The following is a 15,857-nucleotide window of genomic DNA, read 5'->3' as shown; positions in this document are numbered from 1 at the left end:
GCCGCGAAAACCGTGCCACATGTGGCACGAAATTCGACTGCGGACCTGGCTCACATCGATTCGGTGAGGATGTGAATCAGGAACCATGCCGAGAAGCCGCACCAGGCCACGGTGAACACGGCCCGGCCGGGCTTCGTCCGAACGCGGAACCAGGCTCGGGTGCGCTCGGAAAGGGTGTCGCCTTCCTTTCGACTCCACAGCCCGTACGCCTCGGCGATGGCTCCGGCCCCAAGCAGCAGACCCCACAGCAGATCAGCGGACATCATCGGCTCCCTCATCGACGAGCAGCGGCTCAGCCCGGTAGCGGAGCCGGCAGCGGCAGTTGCGGATCAGCTCCGGCGGAGCGATCGGATCGCCCGGGTACCGAAGCGGGTAGCCGGCCGCGACAAACGGCTCCAGCACCGGCAAGGTCTGGCCGTCCAGCTCCTGGTGCGCCGGTCGCACCCTCTCGTCCCCACGGCTGATCCACGCGCGGACGACTTGCGGCCCGCACGCAGCGGCGGACGCCTCGGCCGCGCCGTTGACCGCAGCCGCCGCGATGGCATGAGCGGCGCCATCGGACAGCGGGCGGGCGGACCTGCCGAACACCCCCCGGACGTGGCCGACCAACTGCTCCAGGGTCAGGCCCGGGTGGTCCTCCTGCACCGTGGTGATCGCGTCCGCAACATCTGTGAGGAACGCCCGGACAGCGGCCGCACCCAGCGTCACGGCGTCCAGCGCAGCGGCGTGAAGCCCGCCGGAAGCCGAGCGGAGGACCGCCGGGCTCGCGGGCTCGCCGGTGAGCGCGGCGATGCACTCCGCGGCGGTCGCCTGTACTGCCAAGGCGACGAGGGGCTCCAACGTGGAGACGGTCTCCTCCACCCACCGCTCCGGGACGACGACCTTCGCCGCATCGATGGGAGCCTCGCCGGAACGGCTGTCGACGTCGTACGGACCGGGCTGCCAGTACCTGGTCCGGCCGCGGACCTTGGGGGACCGCAATCGGGCCGCGACGACCTCGGCCTGACGTGCGAGCAGCGCATCCAGGGCCGCGCTGGCGGCTGCGCGCAACCGCTCGGCTTCCGACTCCGGGACCTCCCAGCCCGTCACGTCGGGCGCGCCGTCCGAGCCCTGGAGCGCCTTCGTCTCCTGCGCGGCGACCACCGCCGCCGCAGCCGGACCGGCCACCCGCTGCTGCTCGGTTGCGCCTTGGGCTTGCTCGACGGCTGCCCGGGCCCCGCCGGGCGCGCTGGTCCCGGCCGCCTCCCGAGCCTGAGACACGGCCGCTGCGGCGTTGCCCGGCGTGGTGGACGGTGCCGGGCCGCGCGCGGCTTCGACAGCGGTAACAGCGTCACCACCACGCTGGCCAACGGCACCACGTGCTTGCTCGACGGCGGCTGCGGCTGCCCCGCCCTGTTGCTCGGGAGGCTGGCCGTTCGTCTGTGCGGCACCGCTGGGCAAGGCGGACGGCTCGCCCGGAGCCTGACCGCCGCCGATGCCGAGCACCGCAGCGTCCTCCGGACGAGTCGGCACCGGAGCCTTCTGCGGGCTGAACCACAGCGCCCTCGTCTGGGCATTGTCGACCGCGGCCCGGCCGGCCGCCTCGCGGTACTCGTCCGCGGAGATCAGCCCGGCTGTCCACTCCTCCCGCAGGATCTTCAACCGTTCCCGGCGGGGAAGATTCAGCACCTCCACGTCGGAGGTGTCGATGAACGGCTGCCATCCCTCGTCGATGTCGAGGTCCGGCAGGAACGCCGAGGCGATCAAGTCCAGGTGGGGAATCTCGGTGATCGTCCAGAAGGTGAACTCGTCCTGCTCTGCGTTGGCGTAGGTCTTGCCGGCGCTGTTGCCGAACATGGCCTCCGAGACACCGAAGGCGGCCAGGATCTCGTCCTTGCTGGTGCCCGCCAGCTCCTTGTACGCCATGTCGCGCGGCTTGGCGGAGGTGTCGATGAACTGCACTCCGCCGGGGCCGGTGCCGATCACCGCGAGCTGACCGGCGTGGTCGACGCCGGGCGAGAAGCGGGCTTCGATCCGGTCCAGCTGGCGCTCGGTCGCGCCCTTCAAGTCGACGCCCACGATCCCGCCTGGGCGACCATCTCGGCGCAGGAAGGTGACGTTGTAGAGCCGGGCTAGGTGGTCCAGGTCGACGCTGATGCCGGCGGCCTCAAGCGGGGTAATCCCCGAGAACGGGTCGGTGGGGTGCGGCTCCCTCACCCAGCGCACGCGCTCCGGGGCGAGCTCTCGCAGCCGCCCTGCTCGGGTCGTCAGCTCGAAGTGCGAGATGTAGTCGCCGCTCGGGTCCGGTACGGGCCGCACCCGATCCGGCGGGAGAAGATCGAGGCGGGTGATCGTCCCCAGCCGAGACTTCGTGACCTCGACGAAGGCGCCCCGCTTCGACAGAAGTACCTGGGCGCTGAGCCGCTTTCGGAAGACCCGGCCGGTCTCCAGCGGATTCGCCCTGCCGTTCAGCACTCGGTAGAGCGGGTGGTCGCTCATGACCTCGCTGTGTTCGCCCGGCTTCTCCCCCCGGCCGATCGAGAACGGCCGGCGCGCCTGGTGCCCGGCGATGGTCTCCACGGCCTTGAAGACCCAGACGCCCTGCTCGTACCCCTCGGTGACGACTCGCTCCAAGTCCCAGCCGTCCGCCCGGCCCTCCGTGCCGTACTCGGCGGTGATCCCGGGCAGCGACGCCCACGATCCGTTCCAGCCCTTCGACTCCAACGCCGCTGGCTGGGCCGGGCGGCCAACCAGACGGCGCAGCCCCGGAGCGATCCGGCGCCTCATCAGGCATCCTCGCTGGCCAGCCACAGCCCGGCCACCACCGTCAGCGCCGAGATCACGGCCCACCCGCACAACGGGTGCACCACGAACGCCAACGCGGTGAAGGCCATCGTGCCGACGACCACCAGGAGCAGCCCGACAAGCTCCCGAGGTGGGAACCCCGGCGGCGTTGGCGAGGGCGAAGAAGGCTGTGGGGCCGAAGGAGTCGTCACCCGGCGGACCGTAGGCACCCGTGCTGCTTGCGTCGCTCCCTCACACCACCCGGGCCACGTACGCCTCGACACCGCGACGGCTGTACGTGTGCCCCGGGATGAGCCGAGCACCAACCGGAGCCGGCGGCGTCGGCAGCCGCTTCGCCCGCACCCGCTGATCCCCACCGATCAGGTGCCGGTTGTCGATCAGAGCGACGCACTCCTCATCGGCCACGTCCTCGTAAGGCCGCCGGCACCCCTTGCAGTACACCTCCAGCGCGGTCACCCGCTGCTGAGCCCTGGCGAGGAAGCTCCCTCGGAAGTCGGCATACCGGGCGACGTCCTCCGATACTGGCAGCTCGGCGGCCACCACCCACTCGTGGTCGGCCGGATTCGTGTTCTTCGTGGAGTCGGACGTGCCCACAGCTTCCCCTCGATCGTCGGTCGAGAGGTTTCGGCTCCACTCCAGCACCCCTCACAGACACGTACGGCCCGGGGCCGAAAAGTGTTACACCGCCCAGGCGAAGACAGCAGGCCGCCCCGCACCGTGGGGTGCGGGGCGGCCCGAAACTGTGCCACATGTGGCACAAAAACCGAGTCAGCTCACCGGAAGGTGACCGGCCTCCTTGAGCGCCAGCTGCAGGGTCTGGAACAGCAGTAGGACTCGCTCGGGGTTCGCCTGTACGGCCTCGCGGACCGCGGCAGGAGCGAGCAGTTTCTCCGCGCGGTCCACCACACCGGGCTTCGCGGACGGCGGGAGCTCGGCAGGGTCATCCGACTTGGCGAGCTTGAGGTCAAGGATCTCGATGGCCTTCGAGAGCTCGTCAGGGGTCGGCACGGCGCCCTTCTTCGACCCCCAGGCCAGGTCCCAGACGGTGACAACAGCCTCCGCTCCCTCCTGCTTGCGAAGGGGATGCAGCACCTCGGTCTGTCGAACCGACAGGTCTGCGACAGGGTTCTCGGCGGATTTCAGGGCGCGAAGGAGCGGGATCGTTCGAGTGATCCGGTAGCCGCTGGATCGGGAGATGTCGTGCTCGGTCCTGAGGTACCGCTCGAAGGACCCGTAGGGCTTGCCGTCCGGGCCCTTGAGGTACTTGTGGAGCTTGTGCTCGTGGACCCAGGTCAGATAGGGGCCTGCCTCGTCGACGAACGCGGCCATCGCGTCGTTGTTCGCCTGCTGCCAGCGGGCCTTCGCGGCGGCGATGCCCCGCTCGCAGACCGCAAGCTGCTCAATCGGCTTGGACTCAGGATCGGGCAGCTCCGCGGTTCGCGGAGCGGGCAAGCGGTTGGCGTTCGACTTTCCGCCTCCGTCGTTGGCGTGCGGGGAAGCAGCCTCGCTGGAGTCGTTGAGGTCGAAGTCTCCAAGGCGGGCCATCAGGCAGTCATCTCCAGGGTCTCGACCAGCGGCAGGTAGTGCCCCAGGTCCTTCGGGCAGGTCTCCATGGCGTCCTCGTACTCCACGTGATCGGGGATCTCGGCGGGGAGGAGGTCGTAGCCGTGGTTCTTGATCTTCTCCCGGGCCGCCGTGTTGTGGGAGACGCGGGAGCTCTTGACCCGGGTGAACGCGACGAACGCTTCGATCTCGGCCAGGCGGCCCACGTGCTTGGCTGCGGACAGCGCGCCGTCCAGCGAGCCCTTGATGCGGCGCATCTCGGCCTTGCGGGGCGAGGTGATGAAGAGAACCTGGTCGCAGACAGCCACCGCAGAGCCGAAGATGTCGGCCGACTCACCACCGCAGTCGACCACCACGACGTCGTAGCCGTCGGTGTCCTCCATGATGCGATCGCCGACGCGGGCGTGCGGCCACGTCTCGATGTCGAACGGCAGCGGATCGCCCTTCTTCTTCGTGATCCGGTACCAGTCGTAGGCCGTCTGGGACTGCGGGTCGGCGTCGACGAGCAGCACCTTGAGGCCGTAGTGAACGGCGTAGACGAGTGCGAGATAGATCGCCATCGTCGACTTCCCAACACCGCCCTTGAGCCCGCCAACGGCGATGACCTTTTTCTTCTTGCCCTGGGCCAGCCACGCCAGGGTGGCGCGAGCAGCTTTCTGCGCGGCGAGCTTCTTCGCGTTCTTCAAGATCAGCCCGGCCTGCTGTTCCGCGGTCGGGGTCTCCTCCGAGCCCTCATCCACGGGCTCAAAGACCAGATCGGCGGCCGCCGCTGCCAGCGCCTCCGATCGCGGGATACCCTCGGAACTGGTGGTCGTCATCGCTCTCTCCTTGCTGATTCCGGGTGATGCGGCCCAGGTGCCCCGCTTGGCAAGAAGCGGGGCACCACACGTGCGGTCGCACTGAGCGTAGCCGTATGCCGGTGCTGCTCTGCATCAGGTGGCGTGTCAACCTTCCGGCCAGGCCCGTCGAACGCCTCGACCCACTCAGAGCACCGTTGCCTATCTGCCACTGCCGGCGATCCGTTCCCGCTGCTCCAGCCGCTCGACCCGGGCGGAGGCCCACGGGTTCTGCAGCCGTGCCCTGATCCTGCGGAAGTAGCGGCGCATCGCCGCGCTGTCCTTGCGCCAGTCGCCCATCTCGGCGATCTGGTCCTCGGAGACGCCGGCCTCGCGCAGCGCGGAAGCTCCGCCAGCTCGGACACCGTGGGCGGTGACGGCCTTCGCGGTGGCGGCGTCGAGCAGCGCGTTGTAGCCGAGGGCGATGCGCTGCTCCTCGGGGAGGCCGGCCACCCGGAGGTAGGCGCTCGTGGCTCGGGCCTTGATGATCGTGTTGACGGCTTCACCCGACAGGTAGGACAAGGTCGTCCACTCCTCGTCGGTGATCTCGTGGTCGTCCTTGGGCCGGCCGCCCGGGTGCTTGGGGCGGGTCTGCGGAGTGAGGCGAACCTGAGGGCGGCCGGCCTTGTCGAGCGCGGCGAAGAGCGCCCGGTCCTGGGGCACATGGACGATCCGGCGGTACTCCAGCCAGGCCCGCAGCCGCCGTACCGGGCACAGGTGCGGGGCGTCGTCGCGGGCCGGCAGCCACGTCTCGAACGCCGATCCGTCGTGACGGGTCTTGCGGTCGATGAGGCGAATCGCGATGCCGTCCCTCTCCAGGCCGGCGTGGAGCGGGAGCAGGTGCGCCAGCTCGATGCGGCGGCTGAGCAGGTGCCAGCCCATGGTGAGCAGGGCAGCGTCCCGCAGGCGGGCGCCGCGGCGCGGGTCTTCGTCGCAGACGGCGAGCATCTCTTCGAGGTCGGCTTCGAGGATCGCGGGCGACTGCTTCTCGGTCTTCTTCGTCGACCACCGCGCGCGGAACGCGGCGATCATCTTGCTGGTCTGGATGGTGCCGGGCCGGGTGTGCCCGGGGGTCTTTCGCTCCTGCCAGGTGACTACCGAACTGTGGTAGTCCGAGACGGAGTTGGGGGCGTAGGCGCCGCTGAGGATCATCCAGCCGGTGTACTCGATCAGCGTCGCCGTGGTGCAGGGCAGCGCGACGCGGCCGCGCTCGGCGCACCAGCGCTGGAACACCCGCACCCGCGCCCGGTGGTTGCTGTCGGTGTTGGGCACTGTCGACTCGGCGAGAAGCTGCGCGATCTCCTCGCTGATGACGAAGTCGGGCGCGGTGTACGCGGGCGCGACGAACTTGACCGGCAGCGGCTGGCCGGCCACCAGCACCGTGTCGCGGTCGAAGCCGCTGACGTCGATCCCGTGCTCTTCGGCGACGACGGCCGGCAGCGGCCCGCTGTCGTCGCCGTCGATGAGTTCGCCGTCCAGGACGTCGAGTTCGGTGCTCACGTCTGGTTGCCGCGGGGAGTCGGCGTCGCGCTCATGCGGCGGCCGTGCTGGCGGCCCACGGGTCCGGGACGGGGGCGGCCGCGATCCAGCCGGTTGCCGTCTCGTACTCCATCGCCCAGGTGACGTGGCAGATGCTGGACTCCTCGGCCCCGTAGAACATCACCCGCAGCCGCTGTCCGGCGGTGTCCACGATGACGCCCTCGCGGCCGCCGTGGCGGACCCGGCCGCCGAGCGCGACCCGGATACCCAGCCGGTGCTCCAGCCCGTAGTAGCTGGCGATGTGCTCCAGGTCGGTAGCCTGCCGGCGCCGGGTCTGGGCCTCGACCTCGGCATGGTCCTCGAAGTCGTCGTACGTCATGTCGGTCTCCTTGGCGTGGCGTGAAGTTCGTTGCAAGGCACGGTTGTTGGTGGTCAGTCTTCCATGCGGTTGAGCGGTGCGGAACGTCTGCGAAGGTGGCGCAGTTCGGTGTCCGGGGCCATGGTGGCGGGCCCCTGGGCACACCGCCCCGGGCTACGCGGTGTCGGTTCGGGTGGGCCAGGTCACGTCCTCCAGCCTGCTCAGTACGGCCTCGTCGTCCTGGCGCTGTTCGTGGGTCAGGTCGAGGAGTTGGTCGTGCTCGGCCTCCAGGGCGTCGAGCGCGCGCTCCATGATCTCGGCGAGGCTGCCGGCGTAACGGTCGAAGTCGGGCTCGGCGCCGTCGCCGGCTTCGTTCGGGGTGTGCTGCGGTTCCACTGGGGCACCTTCTCGCGCGAGGGGAACTGGCGAGGGAGAGCTTCTCACAGCGGTTGCCTCGTATATTGCCACATATACGAGGCTAACGCTCGTTAACGCGTGACGGACGGGCGGAGAGGGAGGGTCGGGCCGCCAGGGCGGGGACATCACCGCCTCGCGTGAGGCGGCGCCCAGGCGCCAGGCCCGCCACCGTGTCCGGCGCGGTTCGCCGGCCGCCCTCGGGACCAACTGGTCCCGAGGGCCTTGAGCGGGGGAAATCGCTGCCCGGAACGTTCCTAGGATGCATGCGCCGAGCTCGGCTTCCTCGTCCTGGCCGTGGAGCTCCAGCGCCGTCGGAAGGTGTGCCCATCGCGGAAGCGTCTCACGTGAGACACTTCCGCGCCCCTCTGTCCGCCCGCCGGCGGCGGTTTGCAAGCCCTGGCGATCGCTCACCGAAGCCATCGACCCGTTCTCTGCCGTGATAGATTGAGATTTAGGTCATCGAAAGAACCTAACGAATCCGATTGCTCTAGATTCTCGACTAATTGACTTTCGAACGTCGAGGACGCGGATTGAAATCGAATGTTTTAGTCGACGGTTCGAAGTTCATTATTAGGACTCCGGGATCTTTTCCGGTTTGACCTAACTAGAAGACTTCCGGGGGTGAAATCCTTCGGAGGCATGGTGAAGCCGCCCGGCTCCTCATTCAGGAAGCAACCGGGCGGCCGCGGACCGCGCACGGCGCGGCGGATCACCACTCGTGCGGCCCGGGAGGCACCCCGGGCCGCACGACCGCACTCAGAGCCAGCGGAAGATCTCCGCCGCCAGCCTGAGCGCCTCGATGACGATCGCACCCCACATTCGAGCGCGGCGTTCCTGCTGGTCGTCCGGCTTCTCCTGCCCCGGCTCGTGTCCGGTGTTCGGGTCGTCCTTCGGCTGTCCAGTCATGGAACGCTGCTCCCCTTCCTTGATGGGTGGGCGCATGGGGCTGCGCCCGGGCCCCCGGGTCCGGAGGGAACCCAAGATCATCGGGAAGGGTCGAGGGGATAGCCCTCGGAATGGCAGTAACGCGGCTGATTCTATAGCCAATTGATGATGCTTCAAAACTCTGTAGGGTTGCCTATAGTCTTCGCATGCGATCAATCTCCTGACCTGCGGCCTTCCAAAATGACACCAGGTAGCAGCCGTGGATGCGCAAACGGCTGGCCTTGCCGATGGGCACCGTAGCGCTGGGTCTACCGGACGCCAATCTGGACGCCCGGCGCGGGAAGTGCGGTCGTGGGCGAGAAACCGAGGGCGGGCGGAGAAGGTGTCGAGGTCACCGACGACCGGGGAGCCCTTCCGCATCGAGGTCTACTGCACGGACGACGCGAACCCCGACCTGGACGTCACCCGCCCCGCCGGGCCCGCCGGAAGAAGCGAGGAGTTGATCAACGCTGTTTCTGCGGCCATGAGTTCGACCTTAGGGGCGCCAGGTCTGCCTGTCGGCCAGGCCCGAAGGCAGGCTTGACTCGCGGGCCTTCATGCCGCAACCGCTCCACTCTGCGGGAGTCTACTGTCGCCCTCCAACCGGGCCGGAGATGTTCACTCGTGCGAGTGGATGTGGTGCAGTGCGCGACGTAACGCGTCTGCCCCGGTAGAACGACCTCGGCGCGGATGCGAGTGGCCAGTGCGGGCAGCGGGAGAAGCTGCCCCTGGAGGGCTACCGTCCGCGCGGGTCGGGGGCTCGGCGCATACGCGCCGGCCCCCGGCCTCTCAGCAGGTGCGGGAGTTAGCCGAAGGTGTACGCAGGAGCCAGCCCAACTCGCCTACTCCTGTAGGAGAAAGGTACTTGCGGAGCAGCCTGGTGGGGCTGCTAACGTGGTCGGTGCGGCCATGGTGCCGTGACGGCCGCGTGTGAGGGCCGGAGTCCCGCCGTACGGCCCGCGAACGGGCGGCACAGCGGCCAAGGTGGTAGGAGCGCAGTCCGCGGACTGGTACTCCCGCACCGCACACGTCGTCAGCTCAACATGGTCCACCCGCCCTGCTCGCTGAGTCCTTCGCGCGCTGGGGTCCGGTTCGCGGGACCGTTGCCCCTTCTCGCTGTGCGCGCTGGAAGTAGACCGCGATGCCCAAGCAGAACCGTTCCCGGAAGCAGGCTGCCCGCAAGCGCAAGGCGGCCACCGGCATGTCGTTGTCGGCCGCAGCTAACGGCACCGGCCACAAGCACCCCGGCCCCGACCTGAACAGGCTGAGTACCCTGCCGCATGCGGCAGGGCGGCCGGTCAACACCCGCCTCGCGACCGCCCTTGTCGGGGCGTGCAGGGCCGGCTGCCAGCCCTGCCAGGCGTCGATGATCACCAAGCTCGTCGCGAACCGGCCCACCGTCGCGGTGCTCGCCGCGGCCGCCTTCGACAACCCCCTCACCCGCCTTGCCGGAGGCCCCGGCATGTTCGCCTCCGAGCCCACCAGGGCCTGGTGGACCACGGCGCGCGCCGCCGGGTCGGACGAGCAGGAGAACGCCCAGGCCGCCCTGGATCTGCTGGAGAGGATGACCACCAGCGACGCCACCGCCGTCCTCGACGACGCTCTCGACCACTGGGCAGCCGGCGTCGACCACGTCGAAGGAGAGGGGAACGGCGCGCCCGGCCTCCAGATCGTCACCCCAGACGACCTCGGCCTGGACGACGACGGCGAACCCGCCAACGCCTTCTACGGCGTGATGCTCGGCCAAATCACCCTGCCCGGGCAGCCCCCGCTGCCAATGCTCACCCTCTACCCCGAGTCCCCGGCCGCTGGCCTGGCCGACCTGCGCGAGCGTACCGGCTGGAACGCCTGGGACGGCTCCCGCCTTCCGATGGTGGACACCAGCTGGCGCCTGCGCCTGAACATCCCCACCCGCTCGCTGGAGGAACTCGTCCTCGTCGACGACGAGGGCTTCGACGATGAGGTGCTGTGGCGGGCCGCCGAGCAGGTGAGCCTGCCCGACAGCTGGTGGGACCTGATCGACCGTACGGAGCACGTCCTGGTCGCCGGCCCCGGCAGCCCGGAGGACGGCAGCCTTGAAGCCCGGGCCGTCGCGGTCGTGGCCCGGGCGAGGTTCATGTGACCCGTCCCCACCCTGCCCTTCCGGCCGACGAGACGGAGCCCGCCGTGACCACCACCACCTCCGCCCAGCAGTCCAGCACCGACCCGGCCGACACCGCGCACCTGCGCGCCGGACGCCGCATCACCCTGGAGGAGATCGCCGGACACGTCTCCTCCGCTGCCGTCCTCCTGCGCCAGATCGCCTACGCCGCCGAGACCCCCGACGCGCCGGTCGAACTCGCCGACCTCATCGAGGACCTGCGCCGCACCGCCAAGACACTCGACGGGGACGCCGCCACCGCGCAACGCCTAGCCGCCATCACCGCCGGCGACCTCCCCCTCGCCACCCGCTTCGACGACGGCCGCGCCTGGGGCGCGGCCGCCCGCCAGGAGGAGAACCCCGCCCCGTCCCCGAACACCTACCCGCCCGCCGTCGTCCCCACCTACAAGCAGCTGCTCCTGCTCGCCCACCGCGGCCGCCAGGTCCCCGACGACCACCCCATGGCCCGCTGGCTGCGCACCGAGACCACCACCTTCCCGGCCGGGATGGACGGTGTGCACTTCGTGGAGTCGCGGGCGGCCGCCGAGCGCCGGGCCGTCGAGCGGGAGGCGGCGATCCGCGCCGAGGTGCTGCTGGTCGCCTGTGACAACAGCACGTGCGGCCAGGGCGAGGGGCAGCCGTGCCGTACCAGCACCGGCCGCCTGACCGAGCAGCCGCACAAGGGCCGGCTGGCCGAGGCGACCCGGCGGGTGGACGAGCGCCTGGACACCCTCGGCCCGAACATCCCGGTGACCCGCCATGTCTGAACGCCGACCCCGCCACGACCACCCGGCCCCGCTGCCGGGCATCACCCGGACTCGCATCACCGGCGACAACCAGGCCGTGGCCGCCGTCGTCCAGGCGCTCGCCGAACGCTTCACCACCACCGACCCCGCGCACTACCCCGTGCTGACCGCTGGCCAGCACCTGTTTCTGAACCCCCAGCACCGTTAGAGACAGGTATCGACCCACCACCACCAACCACCATCGAAGGGAAGCCGATGACGACCTACCAGACCACCGCGGTGCCGGGGAAGCTGTCCCCGCCGGCGCCGCTCGACCCGGCCGCGCTGCGGGAGCTGTCCCGGCACGCGAGCGAGGTGTTCTCGCCCGCCGGCCGGATGGAGGATGCGCCGCCGCTGGCGGAGGCGGGAGCCCACCTGTCGATCGCGCTCAGCGCGTTCAGCGCGCTGCTCACGCCGCGCGCGCGCGCGAACCGGCTGGCCGACGCCGAGCACGCGCTGGACCACCTGCACCGGACGACCACCCACGTGCGCGAGCACCTGGTGGAGAACGTGCCCAAGACGCAGCGCGAGGCCAGGCACCGGGGGATGGTCGACTCCTGCCGCCGGGAGGGCCTGGCGGTCGTCGCCTCGCTCACCGCGGAGTTGGTGCTCGGCCCCGGGCGCCGGATCACCGTCCGGCTGACCGACGGCGACGCCTACCAGAGCGTCGAGCTGGAGGAGGCGGGTCAGGAGACCCGGGTACTGCGGCTGTCCGGCCGTGACCGCCTGGAGCTCCACCACGGGCTGCACGAGATCGGCCGGATCGTCTGGCTGATGCTGCGGGCGGAGGAGGGCCGGTGAGCGCCTACACCTGAACCCCCAGTGCCGAGCAGGGCCTCGTCCGCAGCTTGGGTCTGGTTGTCCAGCCGCGCGTAGGTGCGGAGGCCCGCGCGGTCCTGCCGCGGCCGGGTTCGTGGCCGGGGGTCTCGCCGTCCACGGTGATTCGCCACATGGCACCGGGCAAGCCGTTCGCAGCGCTCGCCGCCGAGGCGTTGGAGGGGGCCGTAGGCCTACGGGAGGCCAGTCCCGGCCGCGGCGCCCCTACCGACCTGCGGGACTGACGGGCGGTACTGCCGCCGTTCCTGGGATGCCGGACGCGCCGTCACCGAGTAGGCGCCCGGGGGTGCTGCAACGGCATCCCCACCGTCCCCACCAGACGCCGGCCCTGTCATTGCGTGGTACCTGGAAGCACCTGGTTGCCGCCAGCGCCTACTTCCCGGGGCCGCGGGCCGCACGCGTACCGTGCGGCCGCCGGCCCGGACCGTGTCCCGCCTTCGAACGGAGATCGGATATGCCCACGCCCAACAACCGGCGCGTTGCCGCGTTGCCCGGTGACGGCCCGGCAGTGCCCGCCTGGACCGGCGACCCGTCCGACGACGTCAACCACGTCTGCGGGCACCACCTGCGCTCGCAGTGCAGCGGCTGCGGCTCCTGCACCACGTGCGACGCCTGCTACTGCGCCGAAGGCGACGACTGGTCGGGCGCCGACCAGCGCCGCGAGCAGGATCACTACCACGACCACGACGAGCACCGCCCCGGCTGTGGCTGGTGCGAGCGCGAGAAGGACCTCAGCGCCGACTACACCCGCTGCCAGACGTGCGGCACCCCCTACCCCGAGGGCCGGTTCAGCGCCCGCTGGCACAACCCGCCGACCTGCCGGACGCTGCCGGTGATCCCCGCCGACTACGACTGGGCGGCGCTGCTCGGCCGCCGGGTGGAGTTCCTCGGCGAGCAGTACAGCATCACCGGGCGGATCCGGGCCGAACAGCCGCTGCCCGCACCCGGCGAGCTGACGCCCGTGCTGCGCTTCGACCGTGAGGACGTCGGCTACGAGGACGAGATCGACGTGCTGATCCTGCCCCGCACGTGGCGGGAGATCCGCGTGCTCGACTGACCAGGCCGGTCAACGTCCGGCCGAAACCCTCCGTCGCGCGGCGGGCTTCGGCCGGACGGCTGGTGAAGAGGGTTCAGCGCGCGGTGTTGTCGTGGACGCTCGTGCGGCCCGGGTAGTGGGCGGTGAGGTAGGCGCGGGCTGCGTCGAGGTCGCCGACGACGCCGACCGTGGTGCGGCCGTCGGGCGCCGCACCGGTCTTGAAGATCTGGAAGTCGGGTCGATTCAGCGCCTGGAGTTCGCCTTCGAGGGGGTAGTCGTGGCCGTTGCGCCAGACCAGGTCCGAGGTGACGTGCCCGTGGACCACCCGGGTCTGGCCGGGGAAGCGCGCGTCGAGGGCCCGGCGGGCGTCGTCCACGCTGCCGATGACCTCGACGGTCTGGACGTAATCGCCGGGCTGGGCAGAGACGGTGTCGACGTGCCAGGTCGCGGGGCCGATACCGGCCTGGTGGATGGCCTGCTGGAGCTCGCGCAGGGCTTGGCCCCTGGGTACTGGTCCGGGAACGGCGGCGGCCGCGCCGCAGGCGAGGGCGAGCACGCCGAGGGTGGCCGTGAGCCGGCCGGTGATCGCGTTCACCATGATGGTGCCGTCCTTCCGCATGGTGTCAGGCAAGGGAGAGGCCGAACTTGTCGACGACCGGACCGATCGGCACAAAGACGACCGTGTCCCAGCAGGTGACGTTCCTCGCCGCCGTGTCGGTACCCCACTTGCAGGTGACCGTGCTGCCGCCGCCCGCGCTGATGATGCCCCGCGCCTGCTCCAGGGGCTGGCGTCGTTGTGCCGGGTCCCGGTGGCCTGCGGGGTGACGGCGGGCATGGCGGCCACGGGGAGCCCGGCGAGGTCGGCGGCCCGGGCCGCGACCCGCTCGCGTTCGGCCGCACCGCCCGGCGTCCGGACGGCGGCCGCCCCCACTGCGGGGGCGTAGGTGACGGCCAGTCCGGTGCCGTCGGGTACCGGAGCCGCCGAGTTCCAGTCCGCGCCCGGCTCACCGGCGGTGGCCGCCGCGACCAGGCGGTCCCGCGCCGCCCGCAGCCGGCCGAGTGTGTACGGCGCCGGCCGGACCTGTGCGGTGATCCCGGCCGGGGGGTGCGCGATCAGGCGGGTGACGCGCTCGGGGACGTCGCCGTGCCAGTACACCGTGAGCAGCCCCTGCTCCGGGTCGACGGTCAGGCCCGCGTAGCCCGGGATGTCGGCGCGCCGGTTCTCCGGCACCGCCGCCGTGATCTGGTCGGCGAGCCGATCGAGGGCCTCCTGACGCTGCACCACCTCCCGGCCCACCGGTAGTGCGCCTTCGCCGTGGACGGCGCCGGCCGGCAGGGCCGCCGTGGTCAGCACGGCGAGCACGACGACGGCCAGGACCGTCCTCCTGGGCATGCCGCCTCCCCCTCGTCCCGGACCGTATCGGCCCGCGCGGCCGCGCGAGCGTTCACACCGGCCCAGTACTCCACACGGCAGGCCGCTCCCGCCAGCCGGTCGTCCGGATGTCACCCGGATGAGCGAGCATGCCCCGCGCCGAAGCGCATCGCGGTACCGAAAGCCGGCCAGGGCCCGGGGAACCGGGCCGTACGCTTAGCCGTCACGAGACGCATAGGCGAAGGGGTGTCGGGTGTCGTACGAGGAGAGGCGCTGCGAGTACTGCGAGGGGCCGATCCCCGAGGGCGTGCGCAGCGACAGCAGGTACTGCTCGAAGGCGCACCGCACGGCGGCCTGGCGCCGGCGCACCGCCGCCGGGCGCGAGGACCAGCGCACCGTCGACATCCCGGCCCGCCAGCTGGCCGATGCCCTCACGCTGGCGGCCGGGCGCACCGCTACCGCCCTGGGTGCGGGGGTGGCCGCCGACCCGGTGGACCTGGACGTGATCGCCGTCAACGCGCGGGCCCTGGTAACCCGGGCCCGCGCGGCTCATCCCGACACCGACTGGGACGACACCACCCCGGTCCCCACCGTCGCCGTCCTGCCCCTGGTCGAGCCGTCACGTGACACCTCCCGGACCGTGCCGCCGCCCCTCGAAGAGGTCGGCCGTCTCCCGGAGAACCTGCGCGGCGCGGCCCCCATCACCCGCTGGGAACAGTCCGGCGGGGTGTTCGGCGACGACTGGGTGCGGATGGCCAAGGACGCCACCGGTGCGGACGGCCCCGACCCGGACCGGCGTCCACCCGGCGGAAAGCAGCCGTCACGTGACGCCTCCACCTCGCAGGATCCGGCCACCACCGTGTCAGCGAAGAACGAGAAGCGGCCCCGGCTGACCCGCGCGAAGGCAATCGCCCTGCTGGACACCGCCGACCTCGTCAAGGACGCGGACTACCGCGAGAACGGAACCTGGCACCTCGTCACCGCCGACGGCACCGTCATCTGCCACCTCCACCCCGCCTACCGGCACCTGCGCCGCAACGGCTGGAACGCCTGGGCCCACGGCAACACCCCCAACCGCCACGACCACTACCCGAACCGTGAACGCGCCGCCGCGGCCGGCGCCGAGTCCTGGCTGCGCCAGGTCACCGCGCGCCCCCGGCGCTGAACTCACCCGAGGAGACCGCATACCGGCCTTGGAGGGGATAGTCTGCCGTCGGCTGGACACGCACCGCCCAGTCGCTGCCCGATCCCCGCCCACGCCGGGACGCCGGGCGCCGACGACGAAGGGGTCATCAGGGACCTGCTTCCTGGACGCCCGTGCCTCCT

General features: G+C 70.9%; 17 protein-coding genes. 6 read left to right on the top strand and 11 right to left on the bottom strand.

From position 1 onward, the window contains the following. Positions 1-50 precede the first annotated feature (50 nt). The 10 genes from ABT015_RS23780 to ABT015_RS23735 all read right to left on the bottom strand — a co-directional run bounded on the left by ABT015_RS23780 (position 51) and on the right by ABT015_RS23735 (position 8,343). Complete coding sequence (locus ABT015_RS23780; protein WP_350882233.1) at positions 51-263, bottom strand: hypothetical protein; 213 nt, start codon at positions 261-263, stop codon at positions 51-53. Continuing rightward, positions 253-2,766, bottom strand: a complete 2,514-nt coding sequence (locus ABT015_RS23775; RefSeq protein WP_350882231.1) for a phage portal protein — start codon at positions 2,764-2,766, stop codon at positions 253-255. The genes ABT015_RS23780 and ABT015_RS23775 overlap by 11 nt, the downstream gene beginning before the upstream one ends. Next, entirely contained in the window at positions 2,766-2,888 is a 123-nt protein-coding gene (locus ABT015_RS23770; protein WP_350882229.1) for a hypothetical protein, read from the bottom strand. The genes ABT015_RS23775 and ABT015_RS23770 overlap by 1 nt, the downstream gene beginning before the upstream one ends. A 127-nt stretch (positions 2,889-3,015) precedes the next feature. Next, on the bottom strand, positions 3,016-3,378 hold the full coding sequence (locus ABT015_RS23765) for a hypothetical protein (RefSeq protein WP_350882227.1): 363 nt from the start codon (positions 3,376-3,378) through the stop codon (positions 3,016-3,018). Positions 3,379-3,552: 174 nt separating this feature from the next. Then, the gene (locus ABT015_RS23760) at positions 3,553-4,329 is read right to left on the bottom strand and encodes a hypothetical protein (RefSeq protein WP_350882225.1); all 777 of its coding nucleotides are present in this window, start codon (positions 4,327-4,329) and stop codon (positions 3,553-3,555) included. Beyond that, positions 4,329-5,165: a nucleotide-binding protein gene (locus tag ABT015_RS23755; protein WP_350882223.1), complete on the bottom strand. Its 837-nt coding sequence runs from the start codon at positions 5,163-5,165 to the stop codon at positions 4,329-4,331. Before ABT015_RS23755 ends, ABT015_RS23760 begins: the two co-directional genes overlap by 1 nt. Before the next feature lie 180 nt (positions 5,166-5,345). Continuing rightward, complete coding sequence (locus tag ABT015_RS23750; protein WP_350882221.1) at positions 5,346-6,683, bottom strand: site-specific integrase; 1,338 nt, start codon at positions 6,681-6,683, stop codon at positions 5,346-5,348. Between the two features lie 31 nt (positions 6,684-6,714). Further along, positions 6,715-7,041 carry a hypothetical protein gene (locus ABT015_RS23745; RefSeq protein WP_350882219.1) on the bottom strand — a complete coding sequence of 109 codons (327 nt, stop codon included), beginning with the start codon at positions 7,039-7,041 and terminating at the stop codon, positions 6,715-6,717. A 153-nt stretch (positions 7,042-7,194) separates the two neighbouring features. After that, the gene (locus ABT015_RS23740; protein ID WP_350882217.1) at positions 7,195-7,416 is read right to left on the bottom strand and encodes a hypothetical protein; all 222 of its coding nucleotides are present in this window, start codon (positions 7,414-7,416) and stop codon (positions 7,195-7,197) included. Positions 7,417-8,193: 777 nt separating this feature from the next. After that, positions 8,194-8,343, bottom strand: coding sequence for a hypothetical protein (locus ABT015_RS23735; protein WP_350882215.1), 150 nt, complete (start codon positions 8,341-8,343; stop codon positions 8,194-8,196). 1,159 nt (positions 8,344-9,502) lie between these two features. Here ABT015_RS23735 and ABT015_RS23730 point away from each other — a divergent pair. The 5 genes from ABT015_RS23730 to ABT015_RS23710 all read left to right on the top strand — a co-directional run bounded on the left by ABT015_RS23730 (position 9,503) and on the right by ABT015_RS23710 (position 13,180). After that, on the top strand, positions 9,503-10,483 hold the full coding sequence (locus ABT015_RS23730) for a hypothetical protein (RefSeq protein WP_350882213.1): 981 nt from the start codon (positions 9,503-9,505) through the stop codon (positions 10,481-10,483). Between the two features lie 44 nt (positions 10,484-10,527). After that, the gene (locus ABT015_RS23725) at positions 10,528-11,268 is read left to right on the top strand and encodes a zinc finger domain-containing protein (protein ID WP_350882211.1); all 741 of its coding nucleotides are present in this window, start codon (positions 10,528-10,530) and stop codon (positions 11,266-11,268) included. Then, on the top strand, positions 11,261-11,455 hold the full coding sequence (locus ABT015_RS23720; protein ID WP_350882209.1) for a hypothetical protein: 195 nt from the start codon (positions 11,261-11,263) through the stop codon (positions 11,453-11,455). Before ABT015_RS23725 ends, ABT015_RS23720 begins: the two co-directional genes overlap by 8 nt. Positions 11,456-11,502: 47 nt before the next feature. Beyond that, the gene (locus ABT015_RS23715) at positions 11,503-12,087 is read left to right on the top strand and encodes a hypothetical protein (protein WP_350882207.1); all 585 of its coding nucleotides are present in this window, start codon (positions 11,503-11,505) and stop codon (positions 12,085-12,087) included. A gap of 490 nt (positions 12,088-12,577) precedes the next feature. Further along, positions 12,578-13,180, top strand: coding sequence for a hypothetical protein (locus tag ABT015_RS23710; RefSeq protein ID WP_350882205.1), 603 nt, complete (start codon positions 12,578-12,580; stop codon positions 13,178-13,180). Positions 13,181-13,253: 73 nt separating this feature from the next. Here ABT015_RS23710 and ABT015_RS23705 read toward each other — a convergent pair whose 3' ends face one another. Further along, positions 13,254-14,552: a hypothetical protein gene (locus tag ABT015_RS23705; protein ID WP_350882203.1), complete on the bottom strand. Its 1,299-nt coding sequence runs from the start codon at positions 14,550-14,552 to the stop codon at positions 13,254-13,256. Between the two features lie 232 nt (positions 14,553-14,784). Here ABT015_RS23705 and ABT015_RS23700 point away from each other — a divergent pair, with 232 nt between their 5' ends. Beyond that, the gene (locus ABT015_RS23700) at positions 14,785-15,696 is read left to right on the top strand and encodes a hypothetical protein (protein WP_350882201.1); all 912 of its coding nucleotides are present in this window, start codon (positions 14,785-14,787) and stop codon (positions 15,694-15,696) included. The last annotated feature ends 161 nt before the right edge of the window (positions 15,697-15,857 follow it).

This window comes from Kitasatospora sp. NPDC094016 (assembly GCF_040304045.1).
Taxonomy (GTDB): domain Bacteria; phylum Actinomycetota; class Actinomycetes; order Streptomycetales; family Streptomycetaceae; genus Kitasatospora.
This window is presented reverse-complemented; position numbering and strand designations above follow the sequence as displayed.

Excerpts from the sequence above, each read along its gene's own strand:
- ABT015_RS23780 (WP_350882233.1), bottom strand. The coding sequence starts at position 263 with ATGTCCGCTGATCTGCTGTGGGGTCTGCTGCTTGGGGCCGGAGCCATC.
- ABT015_RS23775 (WP_350882231.1), bottom strand. The coding sequence starts at position 2,766 with ATGAGGCGCCGGATCGCTCCGGGGCTGCGCCGTCTGGTTGGCCGCCCG.
- ABT015_RS23760 (WP_350882225.1), bottom strand. The coding sequence starts at position 4,329 with ATGGCCCGCCTTGGAGACTTCGACCTCAACGACTCCAGCGAGGCTGCT.
- ABT015_RS23755 (WP_350882223.1), bottom strand. The coding sequence starts at position 5,165 with ATGACGACCACCAGTTCCGAGGGTATCCCGCGATCGGAGGCGCTGGCA.
- ABT015_RS23745 (WP_350882219.1), bottom strand. The coding sequence starts at position 7,041 with ATGACGTACGACGACTTCGAGGACCATGCCGAGGTCGAGGCCCAGACC.
- ABT015_RS23735 (WP_350882215.1), bottom strand. The coding sequence starts at position 8,343 with ATGACTGGACAGCCGAAGGACGACCCGAACACCGGACACGAGCCGGGG.
- ABT015_RS23730 (WP_350882213.1), top strand. The coding sequence starts at position 9,503 with ATGCCCAAGCAGAACCGTTCCCGGAAGCAGGCTGCCCGCAAGCGCAAG.
- ABT015_RS23720 (WP_350882209.1), top strand. The coding sequence starts at position 11,261 with ATGTCTGAACGCCGACCCCGCCACGACCACCCGGCCCCGCTGCCGGGC.
- ABT015_RS23715 (WP_350882207.1), top strand. The coding sequence starts at position 11,503 with ATGACGACCTACCAGACCACCGCGGTGCCGGGGAAGCTGTCCCCGCCG.
- ABT015_RS23710 (WP_350882205.1), top strand. The coding sequence starts at position 12,578 with ATGCCCACGCCCAACAACCGGCGCGTTGCCGCGTTGCCCGGTGACGGC.
- ABT015_RS23705 (WP_350882203.1), bottom strand. The coding sequence starts at position 14,552 with ATGCCCAGGAGGACGGTCCTGGCCGTCGTCGTGCTCGCCGTGCTGACC.